This window comes from Streptomyces coacervatus (assembly GCF_029223485.1).
GTDB lineage: Bacteria > Actinomycetota > Actinomycetes > Streptomycetales > Streptomycetaceae > Streptomyces > Streptomyces coacervatus.
This window is the reverse complement of record NZ_JARHTP010000017.1, coordinates 225,772-239,430: the sequence shown is the minus strand read 5'-3', so window position 1 is coordinate 239,430 and position 13,659 is coordinate 225,772. Positions and strand designations below refer to the sequence as shown.

Here is a 13,659-nt window from a genome sequence, read left to right as displayed (position 1 = left end):
CACGGGCCCTAACCGGTGAAACGCGAGTCTGGAGTCACTTCCCCAGCAGGGAGGCGAAAGACCCGGAACCGCACCGAAACTGGAGACAGCGATGACCCGTCGTTCCATGACCAAGCGCGCAGCCCTCGTCACCGCCACCGCCGTCGTCGCCCTCGGCACGATCGGTACCGTCGCTGCCACCGCCGGCCCGAAGCACGAGGTCAGGCCCACCAAGACGCAGATCGCCGGCCTGTTCGACAACTGGAACAAGGCGCTGCAGACCGGTGACTCGGAGAAGGTGGCGGACCTGTACGCGAAGGACGCGGTCCTGCTGCCCACCGTCTCCAACAAGGTCCGTACCGACCACGCCGAGATCGTCGACTACTTCGACAAGTTCCTGCAGAGCAAGCCGGTCGGCACGAAGATCAAGACGATAGTCAATGTCCTCGACAGCAACTCCGCGATCGACACCGGTGTCTACGAGTTCAGGCTCACCGACAAGGCCACCGGCAAGAAGAGCGTCGTCGAGGCCCGCTACACGTACACCTACGAGAAGATCGGCGGCAAGTGGCTGATCGTCAACCACCACTCCTCGGCGATGCCCGAGAAGTGACCCTCAGCCGCCGGTGCGCTGTGCGGCCGCCCGTAGGCGGATCTCCACGCACAGCCCGCCGCCGGGTGCGTCCCGCAGGGCCACGGTTCCGCCGTCGTCGGTCACCAGCTGCTTGACGACGGCGAGGCCGAGGCCGGAGCCGGAGCGCCCGGTCAGGCCCTGGCCGCGCCAGAAGCGGTCGAAGGCGCGGGATTTCTCCGCGTCGGACATGCCGGGGCCCTCGTCGAGGACGGAGAGGACCACTTCGTCGCCCTTCGGCTCGACCCGGACGGTGATCGTGCCTCCGTCCGGCGAGACCTCCAGGGCATTCGAGAGCACGTTGTCCAGCACCTGGTCCAGATGACCGGGGCCGGCCAGCACAGACGGCCGGCCGTCGGCACTCCCCCTGAGCGTGATGGTGACTCCACGCTCGTCGGCGGCCGGTCTCCACACCGACAGGCGTTCATCGACGATGTCCAGCAGGGCGAGCGGCTCCGCGGCCGTGACCTTCGCCTCCGCACGCGCCAGCACCAGCAGTCCGTTGACCAGGCGGCTCATCCGGACGACCTCCGCGGTCGCCTGCTCCACGTCCTCCCGTACGAACTCGTCGTCCACCCCGTCCGCGATGTTGTCCAGCGACAGACGCAACGCCGTGAGGGGCGTGCGGAGTTGGTGGGAGGCGTCCGCCACGAAGATGCGCTGGGACGCCACCAGCGTGTCGAGGCGTTCCGCGCCCTGGTTGAGGGTGCGCGCCAGCGTCTGGGTCTCCGGCGGGCCCGTCACCGGGGAGCGCGCGGTCAGGTCGCCGTCGCTGAACTTGCTCGCCATGCCGTTGAGTTCGCGCAGGGGGGCGGTGATGCGGCGGGCCGCCACCGCGCCGATCAGCGCCGCCACCGCGAGCACCGCCACCGCGAGGCCCGCGCGGAAGGCCCAGATCGTCCACAGCCTGTGGGTGAGGTGGGAGGTGGAGTACACGATCCTTACGGCGCCGACGACCTGCCCGCCGTCGTCCCTCGCCGGGACCGTGACCACCAGGTGCGGGCCCCAGATGAAGTCCGAGCCCCAGTCTGTGGTCGACCCGCCCTTCTCCAGGGCCTTCGTCAGGGCCGCATCCCCCTGGGGGCGGGGTACGTCCGCCGCGCACCGGTCGGTGGTCGTGACCTGGACATGGTCCTTGGTCTCGGCGGTGTACGCCCCGGCCATCGTCGTCAGCGCCCGGCACGCCGCCGCGTCACCGTTGGCCAGCAGCAGCGCCATGGTGGTCGCCTCGCGCTTGACGGACGCCTCGGTGTCGTCGCGCAGCTGCTTGGTGAGCGTGAAGGCGACGGGCACGGTGAACAGCAGGATGGCCACGGCGACCAGCAGGATGTAACTGCGGATGAGCTGGCGGTTCATGAGGCTGCGCCGTCTTGACCCTCGCTCACGACGAGCCGGAACCCGACCCCTCGCACCGCCTCGATGGTGATCGCGCCCGCGAGTTTGCGCCGGAGCGCCGCCACATGCACGTCCAGGGTCTTCGTCGGCCCGAACCAGTTCGCGTCCCAGACCGCCTCCATGATCTGCTCGCGCGACATCAGCGCGCCGGGCTCCTCGGTGAGGAAGGCCAGCAGGTCGTACTCCTTGGGGGCGAGGGACACCTCCTCGCCGTCCAGGTGGACGCGGGCCGCCTTGCGGTCGACGGTCAGCCGGTCGCCGTACCGGTCCGGGGTGTTCTCGGCGGCGGAGGACGTACGGGGCTGCACGCGCCGCATCACCGCTCGTATCCGCGCGATGACCTCCCGGACCCCGAACGGCTTGGACACATAGTCGTCCGCGCCGAGTTCCAGGCCCACCACCCGGTCCGTCTCGTCGCTGCGCGCGCTGATCACGATGATCGGCACGTCGCTGCGCCCGCGCAGCGCCTTGCACACGTCGAGACCGTCGGTGTCGGGCAGCCCGAGATCGAGGAGTACGACGTCGTAGGGGCCCTCGTGGCTCAGTGCCGCGCCGCCCGTGGTGACCCACTCGACCTCGAAGCCGTAGCGGGTCAGGCCGCGGCGAAGGGACTCGGCGACCGGCTCATCGTCTTCCACCAGAAGTACGCGCACAGGCGAACCCTAATGCTTGAAATTTAAAGACGAACGGCCGCCGAGCCGGGGGGTGCCGCTACCACATGGCCGGCAGCCGCTCCGGAATCCGCTTCATGAATCCCGTCCGCCAGACCAGCTGCTCGATCGGCACCGCGAGCCGTAGGCGCGGCATCCGCTCCAGCAGTGTCTCCAGGGCGATCTCGGCGTGCTTGCGGCCGAGCGCGGTGGCGGGGCAGTAGTGGCGTCCGCCGCCGAAGGAGAGGTGGGCCGTGCTGTTGGCCCGGGTCAGGTCGACGGTGTGCGGGTCGGGGAAGGCGGACGGGTCGAAGTTCGCGCCTTCGACCAGGACGAGGACCAGCTCGCCCGCCGCGACCTTCACATCCCCGAGGAGTACGTCCTCGGTGGCCAGCCTCGGCAGTCCGTCGCCGATGGAGAGGTTGATGCGCAGCAGTTCGTCGACGGCCGCGGGGATCTTCCCGGGATCCGCCACCAACTCCCTTTGCAGATCGGGGTGTTGGATCAGCGACACCAGTGCCATGGTCAGGAAGCCGGACGTCGAGATGACGCCCGCGCCGAACATCGTCACGCCGACCGTCGCGAGCATCTCGTCGGTCAGGTGGGCGTAGTCGGGGTCGGCGCGCAGGGCGGCAAGCTCGGCCATCAGGCCCGTGGTCGACGGGTCGTCCAGCCGCTCCGTCATGTACGCGATGTCACGGTCCCAGTTGAGCCGGGCGCCCGTGACCGGGCAGGCCGAGTTCATGAACGCTATGTCCAGGCTGCGCATCAGCCGGGGCGCGTCCGCCTGCGGGATGCCGAGGATGCGGCAGTGCATGCCGGACGAGTACGGGTCGGCGAAACCGGCCCGCAGGTCCACGGGCGCGCCCTCGCGGACCAGCCCGTCGACGAGCTCACCGGCGTAGGACCGAAGCCACTGAGCCAGCCCCGGGGCCTTCGGATTGAGCGCCTTGAGCACGGCCTTGCGCAGTCCGGCGCCCGTGATGTTCCCCATGTTGTTGACGACCTCGGGCGGGATCGTCAGCGCGTACTGGCGGGGGACCCCGGGGGCCGAGGTGTCCTTGAGGCTGAACCGCGGGTCTTCGAGGACCTGCTTGCAGAGGTCGTACGACGACACCAGCCAGGCCTCGTCGCCCGCGATGGTGCGCACCCGCCGTACGGGGGTCGTGGTGCGCAACTCCTCGACCTCGGACGGGAGTTGGTCGCCCCGCCAGGAGAACGGGAAGTCGATGAGCAGGTCAGCGGACATCGGTGTGGTCCCCCTCGGCCGGCGTGACGATGGCGTGGCCCTGGTTGCGGGAGGCGCGCAGGCCCGCGCCGGGCGAGTAGAGCAGCTCGGCCATCGGCAGGAGCTGGTGGTAGCAGTTGAGGGAGGAGGGGACGCCCAGGATCGCGGGGGTGTCGAGGAAGAGGGGTGCCTCCGCGGTGACGTACTCCATGCAGACGGCCCGTTGGCGCGCGGTCACCTCCTGCTCCTTGGCCGACAGGAAGGAGTCGACGAGTTTCTCGCAGGTCGTGCGGAACTCGTCGTCCGAGGAGAGGCGGGTGCGCAGGTCCTCGTGTATCTCCCGATACGCCGGGTTGTCGCGGAGTTCGGACATGGCGTGCGCTCTGAGGCGGGTGCCGGCGGGGTCGGCGGTCTCGACGGCGCCGAGGACCTTGGCCCTCACGCCGCGCAGGTTCTTCACCGCCTTGCGGCGCGCGTCGTCGGCCGTATAGCCGGACGCCTCGTACATCTCGGCCACGTGCAGATCGGTGTAGACGAAGTCCACGCGCTCGAAGAGGGCGAGGCCCCAGCGGGCCAGATCGTGGATGCGGGCGGCGGAGAAATAGCTGTTGCCGGGGGAGACGCCGATGACGGCGTGGTCCGCGGCGGTGCGGATGACCTCGCAGTGCGGGGTGAAGGGCCGGACCGTGAAGAGGTCGGCGGGAGTGACGTGCTGGAGCTCGGAAACGGTCGCAGTCGTCAAGGAAGGAGAATCCTTCGCGTCGCTAGTCCCGATGGAGCCTTGTGCTCCTGGTGTGGCGACGACGACGTGAAGTTATCGGGCGGCTACTCAGAGCGTCAACGGGTGACCTGGCCCACTTTGCGGAGTGTTCATGTGCGGGGTTGGGCAGGGGCCGTGCTGGAGCGCCGGGTCTCACCATGTGGTTTCAGCAAGGTCGATATCGGGCGCTCGGTAAAATGAGCCGACACACACGGGACGAGCGAGGAGCGCACGTGGGCCTTGTCGTGCAGAAGTACGGAGGCTCCTCCGTAGCCGATGCCGAGGGCATCAAGCGCGTCGCCAAGCGAATCGTGGAAGCGAAGAAGAACGGCCACCAGGTGGTCGTCGTCGTTTCCGCGATGGGCGACACGACGGACGAGCTGATCGATCTCGCCGAGCAGGTATCTCCGATGCCGGCCGGGCGTGAGTTCGACATGCTGCTGACCGCCGGAGAGCGGATCTCCATGGCGCTGCTGGCCATGGCGATCAAAAACCTGGGCCACGAGGCCCAGTCGTTCACCGGCAGCCAGGCAGGAGTCATCACCGACTCGGTCCACAACAAAGCGCGGATCATCGACGTCACCCCGGGCCGGATCCGTGACTCGGTGGACGAGGGCAACATCGCCATCGTCGCGGGCTTCCAGGGTGTAAGTCAGGACAAGAAGGACATCACCACGCTCGGCCGCGGCGGCAGCGACACGACCGCCGTCGCGCTGGCCGCCGCCCTCGATGCCGAGGTGTGCGAGATCTACACCGACGTCGACGGCGTGTTCACCGCCGACCCGCGTGTGGTGAAGAAGGCGAAGAAGATCGACTGGATCGCCTTCGAGGACATGCTGGAGCTCGCCGCCTCCGGCTCCAAGGTGCTGCTCCACCGCTGTGTGGAGTACGCCCGCCGCTACAACATCCCGATCCATGTGCGCTCGTCCTTCTCGGGGCTGCAGGGCACCTGGGTCAGCAACGAGCCACTCGTTCAAAAGGCACAGCAGCAAGGGGAAAAGGTGGAGCAGGCCATCATCTCGGGTGTCGCTCACGACACCTCCGAGGCCAAGGTCACGGTCGTCGGCGTCCCGGACAAGCCGGGCGAGGCCGCCTCGATCTTCCGCGCGATCGCCGACGCCGAGATCAACATCGACATGGTCGTGCAGAACGTGTCCGCCGCCTCCACCGGGCTGACGGACATCTCCTTCACGCTCCCCAAGACCGAGGGCCGCAAGGCCATCGACGCCCTGGAGCGGGCGAAGACGGCCATCGGGTTCGACTCGCTGCGCTACGACGACCAGATCGGCAAGATCTCGCTGGTCGGCGCGGGCATGAAGACCAACCCGGGCGTCACGGCCTCCTTCTTCGAGGCGCTGTCCGACGCCGGCGTGAACATCGAGCTGATCTCGACCTCCGAGATCCGTATCTCGGTCGTCACCCGCGCCGACGACGTGCCGGAGGCCGTGCGCGCCGTCCACACCGCGTTCGGCCTCGACTCCGACACCGCCGAGGCGGTCGTCTACGGAGGCACCGGCCGCTGATGGCCGGCACGGGACGGCCCACGCTCGCGGTCGTGGGAGCGACCGGAGCCGTCGGCACGGTCATGCTCCAGATCCTGTCCCAGCACGCGGACATCTGGGGCGAGATCCGTCTGATCGCCTCACCGCGCTCGGCCGGCCGCAAGCTGGCCGTGCGCGGCGAGGAGGTCGAGGTGAAGGCCCTGGCCGAGGAGGCCTTCGACGGGGTCGACGTCGCCATGTTCGACGTGCCCGACGAGGTGTCCGCGCACTGGGCGCCGATCGCCGCGGCCAAGGGCGCGGTGGTGGTGGACAACTCGGGCGCCTTCCGGATGGACCCGGAGGTGCCGCTGGTCGTCCCCGAGGTCAATCCGCACTGCGCCCGCCGCCGGCCTCGCGGGATCATCGCCAACCCCAACTGCACGACGCTCTCCATGATCGTGGCCCTGGGTGCGCTGCATGCCGAGTTCGGGCTGCGCGAGCTGGTGGTCTCCTCGTACCAGGCGGTGAGCGGAGCCGGGCGCGCCGGGGTGGAGACCCTGCGGCAGCAGTTGGCGCTGGTCGCCGGTACGCAACTGGGGACCAGCCCCGGTGATGTACGGCGGGCCGTCGGCGACAACACCGGGCCGTTCCCGGAGCCGGTCGCGCTGAACGTCGTACCGTGGGCCGGATCCCTGCGCGAGGACGGCTGGTCCTCGGAGGAGATGAAGGTGCGGGACGAGTCCCGCAAGATCCTCGGACTGCCCCGGCTGCCCGTCGCCGTCACCTGTGTACGGGTACCGGTGGTCACCACGCACTCCCTCACCGTCCACGCCCGTTTCCAGGGCGAGGTCACCGTCGACGGGGCCCGCGAGATCCTCGCCACCGCCCCCGGGGTCGTGCTCTTCGACGACCCGGCGGCCGGCGAGTTCCCCACGCCCGCCGATGTCGTGGGCACCGACCCGACCTGGGTGGGCCGGGTGCGGCGCGCGCTCGACGACCCGACGGCGCTCGAACTCTTCGTTTGCGGCGACAATCTGCGCAAGGGCGCGGCCCTGAACACCGCACAGATCGCGGAGCTGGTGGCGGCGGAATTCGCCTAGTCGTCGTGACGGCGCGTGACGATGGTCGCGCTCCCATGACCTGCCGTGTTGCGTGCAGCACATCCGGAAGTAAGGGTTTTCCGCCGGAAAAGCCCTGGCTGTGGCCGGTTTCGTTTATAGGATCTGCGGGTGACACGTGGCCCGGAGAAGGTCCGTACCACTTGCCCCGGGCCCCCTCGGCATCCGAAGATTTCCCTCCCCGCTCTCCGCAACCGCGCGAAGGGCGGGGAGCGTCTTTGCGAACGCCCTTCGGGGTGCGGGGATGCGCGGTGAGGCGTGGGGACGCCTCGGACATTCGGGATATAGGGGAAGAGCGGGTAGGCATGAGGGCGTTTGACGCACGGTCAGTTGCGCTGCCTGACACCGGACGGCCGGCTGCGGCACATGACGCAAAAGTGACGCCCGGCACGTACAACCCTGACGGGGCGGAGCGTGTCCAACTGGCGTGGCAGAGGTTCTCGACTTCCAAGCAGCGACCCGCGGTACGGCTCTACGGCCGCTCCGCCCGTCGCTCCGACCCCGCGTGCCCGGTGCGCCCGGCGGCATGCCGGTGATCGCGCCCATGCCCGCAGCGCGGCCTGCCCGCATACCGAGTCAGCGTGACGGCGCCGATCACGCCGAGGACGCTGCGGCGGCCGGCACCACCGTCGACCACCTCACCGAGACCTACCGCACGCACTACCGCTCACTGCTGGGTCTCGCCGCCCTTCTGCTCGACGACACCGCCTCCTGCGAGGACGTCGTCCAGGAGGCCTTCATCCGCGTGCACTCGGCACGCAAACGGGTCCGCGACCCGGAGAAGACGCTCGCCTATCTGCGTCAGACGGTCGTCAATCTTTCCCGCTCCGCCTTGCGCCGCCGCATCCTGGGCCTCAAGCTCCTGTCGAAGCCGATGCCCGACATGGCGAGCGCCGAGGAGGGGGCCTACGACCAGCTGGAGCGCGACTCCCTGATCAAGGCGATGAAGGGCCTGCAGCGCCGCCAGCGCGAGGTCCTGGTGCTGCGCTACTTCGCGGACATGACCGAGGCCCAGGTCGCCGAGACGCTCGGGATATCGCTGGGCTCGGTGAAGGCGTACGGCTCCCGCGGCATCGCGGCCCTCCGTCTCGCGATGGAGGCAACGGCATGAACAAGGACGCCGAGGGACGTGACTCCCATGGCCGCCATGAGCCCTTCGCATGGCATGAGCCGACGGCAGGGCACGAGCAAGAGCACAGGCAATCGCACGCTGGGAACGGAACTGTGAACCACGGCCCCGACGACCAGAGCCCCGACGGGCTCGACTCGGACGAGCTGGCTCTGCGCAGGATGCTGCACCAGGCGGTGCAGACGGTCGAACCGCGCGACGGCACGCTGGACCATCTGCGGCGGGCCGTGCCCGCGCGGCGCGCCCGCAAGCGGCAGGCCGTCGTCGGCATGGCGGCCGCCGCGCTCTTCCTCGGCACCGCCGTCCCGGCCCTGGTCCATGTCTCCAACTCCACCGGTTCCGACGTCAACCCGTCCGTCGCCGGCCAGGCCTCACAGGCCCAGGGCGGGGCGAGCCAGGGAAAAAACGCAGACGGCAGTGAGAGCACTGCCGGCGGCACCCCGGGCAAGACGCAGGGCAAGGGCAAGGGCGACTCGAAGGGCGACGGCAAGGGCACCGGTACGGGCACGGGCAGCAGCACCGGCACCGGCCCGTCGGCCACCAGCGCCGCCGGTGCCCCCGTGTGCACGGCCGCCCAGCTCGGCTCGCCCACCGAGTCCGTCGCCGCCCCCGACGCCGCGAACACGGTCTACGGCACCTTCCGCGTCGTCAACGTCTCCACCTCCGCCTGCACCCTCGGCGGCGCGGGCACCCTGAGCACGCTCGCGCAGGGCGCCGCAGACGCCACCAAGATCACTACTGCGCGGCATGTGTCCGGGGATGCGGCGGCCGGCCTGCCCGACCCGGCCACCGAGGTCGCCGCGCTGCAGCTGCAGCCGGGCGCGGCCTACGAGGTGAAGTTCGCCTGGGTTCCCTCGGAGACCTGCCCCACCACGGGCAGCAGCACCGGCGGCACCACCGACGGCGGTTCCACCCCCACCCCCACCCCGACTCCGACCGCCGACGCGGGCAGCACGTCCGGCACCGGCTCCACCGGCACGGACAGCGGCGTCACCACGCAGATGATGACGGCGGACGGCACGGCGGACGGCAGCGTGGTGGTGTCCCACACGACGGCGGCGGGGTCTCCGACGGTTTCGGCAACGGTGTCCAATGCGTGTGCGGGGACGGTCATTTACACCGGGGTGCTGGCCGCCGCTTCCTAGCCTGCGGGCAGTCGTGCCGCTGGGGCGGCACCCGTCCCAAAGAAAGGCGGCACCCCGCAAGCGCGGGCAAGTGACACCCCCCCCAAGCCGCAGCCCCGGTTCACCGAAAACCGAGGTCAGACGGCAACCCCCTCTTCCTCCGCCACCAACCCCATCTGCGCATCCCGCGCAAACTCCGCCTCGCGCCGCAGCAGCCGGAACCACATGAAGACCACGAACCCGGCGAAGACGAACCACTCGCCGGTGTAGCCGAGGTTCTGGAACGCCTTCAGGTCCAGCCCGGAGTCCGCGGGCGCGGTCGCCGGCACGGCCGTCATCCCGGCGTCGGCCTTGTCCAGCGTGACCCACGCGTCGTACACGTCGTACGGCACGAGGTTCACCAGCGATGCCGAGCTGATCGCCGCGGTCTGCCCGGACGGCAGGCCTCCCTGGGCGCTCACCCCGTTGTCCCCCGGCGTCTCGGACGCCTGCAGCGCACCGGTGACGGTGACTTCACCGGTGGGCGCGGCGGGCGCCCTGGCGGCGTCGGCGGAACCCGGCAGCCAGCCGCGCACCACGGGCAGCGCCTTGCCGCCGTCGGTGCGCAGCAGTGTGAGGACGTAGTAGCCGCGCTTGCCGTCGAGTTGGCGGTCCGGGACGAGCAGTTGCTTGCCGTACCGCCCGGTCGCGGTGGCCTGTCTGCCGGACGTCGCCTTGTCCACGGGCAGCAGCTCGCGCAGCGGACTGGCCGCCTCGTGCCGGTCCGTCGTGACCTGCTCGGTCGCGTCCCGGTGGGCCTGCACCCGGTCCTCGAACCGGCTCAGCTGCCACGACCCCATGAAGATGCAGAAGGGGATGGCGAGCAGCACGAAGACGTTGATCCCCCACCAGCGGGGCGTCAGCAGAAACCGGTACACGCCTTCCACGGTACGGGGCCGCCGCGCCGGGCTCGGCCGCGGGGTTCAGTACCGCTCGGTGAGATGGTCCCGGCCGGCCGGGGGCTCGTACGGCTCCGGCCAGAAGTCGGTGATGGTGGATATGCGGCCGTGCCCGTCCTCCGTGAAGAACGAGATCGCGTACATCTCGTCCAGCCCCACCGTGAAGTGCACCCAGCTGACCACCTGCCCCGGCTCGGCGACGATCCGCTCGATCCGCAGGTGCCAGTCACCTGGATACTCCCGGTTGAACTGCACATACCGCTCCCGCCCGCTGATCCGCTCCCGGGTCTGGGGGAGCGTGTACTCCACGTCCTCGGCGAGGGTGCCTGCGAACGTGTCCCAGTCCCGGGCCTCGGCGGATGCCCAGAACGTCTCGACTGTCTTGCGCAGATCGGTCATGTCGACGAGTCTGCACCCCGCCACTGACAATCAGTCCTTGGCCGCCCGCAGCGAGTACATCAGCGGAATGCGCGGCCGGTCCGCCGGAAGGCGGAAGTACCCGTCCCGCTGCTCGAAGACCTCGAACCGGCGGAACAGTGAGACGTCGTGCTCGTGCAGGAACTCGATGCGCAGCCCGGCCGCGGCGAGCGCGGAGACGACCTCGCCGAGCGGGTGCTGCCATTCCACGGTCCGGTTGTGGATGGTTTCGGTGCTCTGTGCCGCGTAGGTACCGGGGTAGTCGTAGATCTGCGCGCCAAGGTCGAAGTAGTCCCGCACGATCCGCGATCCGGTCTCGTCGTCGAGCACATCGGTCAGCGGATGGAACTCGGCGAGGTACAGGAACCCGCCCGGCGTCACCAGCGCGGCGGCCGTCTCGGCCCAGCGCCGGATGTCGGGCAGCCAGCACAGCGCGCCGGTGCCGGTGTAGACGATGTCGTACGAGGACTCGGACAGCGCAGCCACCGCGGACGCCGCGTCGTACACGTCGGACGCGACGAAGGCCGCCCGCTCGGGGCCGAAGCCCAGGTCGGAGGCGAGCGCGCGGGCGGCCTCGACGGCCGGTTCGGAGAAGTCGAGGCCGACGACACGGGCGGCGCCGTGCCGGGCCCAGGACAGGGTGTCGGTGCCGATGTGGCACTGCAGGTGCAGCAGCGACTTGCCCCTCACGTCGCCGACCTCGGCCAGCTCGAAGTGGCGCAGCGGATCCTTGCCGGCCCGGAAGCCGTCGAGGTCGTAGAAGTCGCCGGCGGTGTGCAGCGGCACCCGCTCGTTCCAGTTTGCGCGGTTGGTCTCGCGCCAGTCGGTGGGTGAGGGGGGAGGGGTGGGGGAGGGCATGGATCCGGCTTCCTGACCTGCTTGGACGTGTGTTCGGTAAATGCCCGGTAGAAGTTATCCACAGGCTGAGGACCCCGCCAGCGAATTGTCTGTGGGGGCAGGCACTATGGGGCCATGACTGAGAGCAACGGGTCCGGCGCGCCGGAGCGGAACGAGGACATGCCGGACTGGGAGAAGCGCTTTCGTGCGCCGCGGGTGTCGCTGCCCGACTGGGCGGAGGACGCACCGGACCGCGCCCTGTTCGTGTCGAACGCGACGGGGACGTACGAGCTGTACGCCTGGGACCGGTCGACGGGCGGGCAACGCCAGGTCACGGACCGGCCGAACGGCACGACGGACGGCGTGCTCACCCCCGACGGCGCTTGGATCTGGTGGTTCGACGACAAGGACGGCGACGAGTTCGGCGTCTGGCGCAGACAGCCCTTCGCCGGTGGCGAGGACGAGCTCGCCGCCCCGGGCCTGGAGGCCTCCTACCCGGCCGGACTGGCCCTCGCCCGGGACGGCCGCACGGCGATCGTCGGCCGCTCCACGGACGAGGACGGTACGACGATCCATCTCGCGCGCTCGGGCGAGGCACCCGTGGAGATCTACCGCCACCGCGAGTCGGCGGGCGTCGGCGACCTCTCCCACGACGGTTCGCTGATCGCGATCGAGCACACGGAGCACGGCGACGCGATGCACTCCGCGCTGCGCGTCCTGCGGCCCGACGGCACGGCGGTCGCCGACCTGGACGACACCAAGGGGGGCCAGGACGAACTGGGTCTGGAGGTCCTGGGCTTCGCACCCGTCGACGGCGACACCCGGCTGCTCATCGGCCACCAGCGCCGCGGCCGCTGGGAGCCCCTGGTGTGGGACGTGGCGACGGGCGAGGAGACCGACCTGGCCCTGGAGCTGCCCGGCGACGTGGGCGCCGAGTGGTACCCGGACGGCACCGGCCTGCTCATCGTGCACAGCTTCGAGGCCCGCAGCGAACTGTTCCGCTACGACCTCGCGAGCCGCGCCCTGGAGAAGGTCCCCACCCCGCCCGGAACGGTCTCCGGCGCGACGGCCCGCCCCGACGGCAGCGTGGAGTACCTCTGGTCCTCGGCCGCCGAGCCGTCGGCGGTCCGCTCGACCACGGGCGCGGTCGTCCTCGACCCGCCCGGCATGAAGTCCCCGGGCTCGGTGCCCGTGGAGGACGTATGGGTGGACGGCCCCGGCGGCCGCATCCACGCCCTGGTCCAGAAGCCGGCGGGCACCACCGGCCCCCTGCCGACGGTCTTCGACATCCACGGCGGCCCCACCTGGCACGACAGCGACGCGTTCGCGGCGGGCCCGGCGGCCTGGGTCGACCACGGGTACGCGGTGATCCGGGTGAACTACCGCGGCTCCACGGGCTACGGCCGCGCCTGGACCGACGCCCTCAAGCACCGCGTCGGCCTCATCGAACTGGAGGACATCGAGGCGGTCCGCGCCTGGGCGGTGAACTCGGGCCTGGCGGACCCCGACCGCCTCATCCTCACCGGCGGTTCCTGGGGCGGCTACCTCACCCTCCTCGGCGTCGGCACCCAGCCGGACGCCTGGACGCTGGGCATCGCGGCGGTCCCGGTCGCGGACTACGTCACGGCGTACCACGACGAGATGGAGGCCCTGAAGGCCATGGACCGCACCCTCCTCGGCGGCACCCCGGAGGAGGTCCCCGAACGCTTCGAGGCCTCGTCCCCCCTGACCTACGTCGACCAGGTCACCTCCCCGGTCTACATCTCGGCCGGCGTCAACGACCCCCGCTGCCCCATCCGCCAGATCGAGAACTACGTCAAACGCCTGGAGGCGAGGGGCGCGGCCCATGAGGTGTACCGCTATGACGCCGGGCACGGTTCGCTGGTGGTGGACGAGCGCATCAAGCAGGTGAGACTGGAACTGGACTTTGCGGAGCGGTACTTGGCCTGACGGTGGGTCCTCGGCGCCGGGC

At 70.1% G+C, this 13,659-nt stretch carries 13 protein-coding genes; 6 read left to right on the top strand and 7 right to left on the bottom strand.

Annotated features, from left to right (window positions below; translation table 11 throughout):
* The first annotated feature begins 91 nt into the window (after window positions 1-91).
* A complete protein-coding gene (locus tag P2Q00_RS35815; protein ID WP_275778079.1) occupies window positions 92-592 on the top strand; it encodes an SgcJ/EcaC family oxidoreductase in 501 nt (166 codons plus the stop codon).
* A 3-nt stretch (window positions 593-595) separates the two neighbouring features.
* On the opposite strand, the gene P2Q00_RS35810 is transcribed toward P2Q00_RS35815, so the two are convergent.
* From P2Q00_RS35810 to P2Q00_RS35795, 4 genes are read right to left on the bottom strand one after another with little or no spacing between them, the layout of a single operon-like run.
* Complete coding sequence (locus tag P2Q00_RS35810; protein ID WP_275778078.1) at window positions 596-1,966, bottom strand: sensor histidine kinase; 1,371 nt, start codon at window positions 1,964-1,966, stop codon at window positions 596-598.
* Window positions 1,963-2,658, bottom strand: coding sequence for a response regulator transcription factor (locus P2Q00_RS35805; protein WP_275778076.1), 696 nt, complete (start codon window positions 2,656-2,658; stop codon window positions 1,963-1,965). The genes P2Q00_RS35810 and P2Q00_RS35805 overlap by 4 nt, the downstream gene beginning before the upstream one ends.
* Window positions 2,659-2,716: 58 nt before the next feature.
* Complete coding sequence (locus P2Q00_RS35800; RefSeq protein ID WP_275778075.1) at window positions 2,717-3,904, bottom strand: cytochrome P450; 1,188 nt, start codon at window positions 3,902-3,904, stop codon at window positions 2,717-2,719.
* Window positions 3,894-4,625 (bottom strand): cyclodityrosine synthase, encoded by a 732-nt coding sequence (locus P2Q00_RS35795; protein ID WP_275778073.1) that lies wholly within the window; start codon window positions 4,623-4,625, stop codon window positions 3,894-3,896. Before P2Q00_RS35795 ends, P2Q00_RS35800 begins: the two co-directional genes overlap by 11 nt.
* A 251-nt stretch (window positions 4,626-4,876) precedes the next feature.
* Here P2Q00_RS35795 and P2Q00_RS35790 point away from each other — a divergent pair, with 251 nt between their 5' ends.
* The 4 genes from P2Q00_RS35790 (at window position 4,877) to P2Q00_RS35775 (ending at window position 9,516) form a co-directional block, all read left to right on the top strand.
* Window positions 4,877-6,166, top strand: a complete 1,290-nt coding sequence (locus tag P2Q00_RS35790; protein WP_275778071.1) for an aspartate kinase — start codon at window positions 4,877-4,879, stop codon at window positions 6,164-6,166.
* On the top strand, window positions 6,166-7,224 hold the full coding sequence (locus tag P2Q00_RS35785; protein WP_275778069.1) for an aspartate-semialdehyde dehydrogenase: 1,059 nt from the start codon (window positions 6,166-6,168) through the stop codon (window positions 7,222-7,224). Before P2Q00_RS35790 ends, P2Q00_RS35785 begins: the two co-directional genes overlap by 1 nt.
* Before the next feature lie 445 nt (window positions 7,225-7,669).
* The gene (locus tag P2Q00_RS35780; protein ID WP_275778067.1) at window positions 7,670-8,353 is read left to right on the top strand and encodes a SigE family RNA polymerase sigma factor; all 684 of its coding nucleotides are present in this window, start codon (window positions 7,670-7,672) and stop codon (window positions 8,351-8,353) included.
* Window positions 8,354-8,466: 113 nt separating this feature from the next.
* On the top strand, window positions 8,467-9,516 hold the full coding sequence (locus P2Q00_RS35775) for a hypothetical protein (protein ID WP_425579557.1): 1,050 nt from the start codon (window positions 8,467-8,469) through the stop codon (window positions 9,514-9,516).
* 116 nt (window positions 9,517-9,632) lie between these two features.
* Here the strand turns inward: P2Q00_RS35775 and P2Q00_RS35770 are convergent, their stop codons facing one another.
* The 3 genes from P2Q00_RS35770 to P2Q00_RS35760 are packed head-to-tail and all read right to left on the bottom strand — an operon-like array spanning window position 9,633 to window position 11,708.
* Window positions 9,633-10,412 carry an SURF1 family protein gene (locus tag P2Q00_RS35770; RefSeq protein ID WP_275778063.1) on the bottom strand — a complete coding sequence of 260 codons (780 nt, stop codon included), beginning with the start codon at window positions 10,410-10,412 and terminating at the stop codon, window positions 9,633-9,635.
* 45 nt (window positions 10,413-10,457) lie between these two features.
* The gene (locus P2Q00_RS35765) at window positions 10,458-10,832 is read right to left on the bottom strand and encodes a nuclear transport factor 2 family protein (protein ID WP_275778061.1); all 375 of its coding nucleotides are present in this window, start codon (window positions 10,830-10,832) and stop codon (window positions 10,458-10,460) included.
* A gap of 30 nt (window positions 10,833-10,862) precedes the next feature.
* Window positions 10,863-11,708 carry a class I SAM-dependent methyltransferase gene (locus tag P2Q00_RS35760; protein ID WP_275778059.1) on the bottom strand — a complete coding sequence of 282 codons (846 nt, stop codon included), beginning with the start codon at window positions 11,706-11,708 and terminating at the stop codon, window positions 10,863-10,865.
* A 114-nt stretch (window positions 11,709-11,822) separates the two neighbouring features.
* On the opposite strand from P2Q00_RS35760, the gene P2Q00_RS35755 reads away from it, so the two are divergent.
* Complete coding sequence (locus tag P2Q00_RS35755) at window positions 11,823-13,637, top strand: S9 family peptidase (RefSeq protein ID WP_275778057.1); 1,815 nt, start codon at window positions 11,823-11,825, stop codon at window positions 13,635-13,637.
* Window positions 13,638-13,659: the final 22 nt, after the last annotated feature.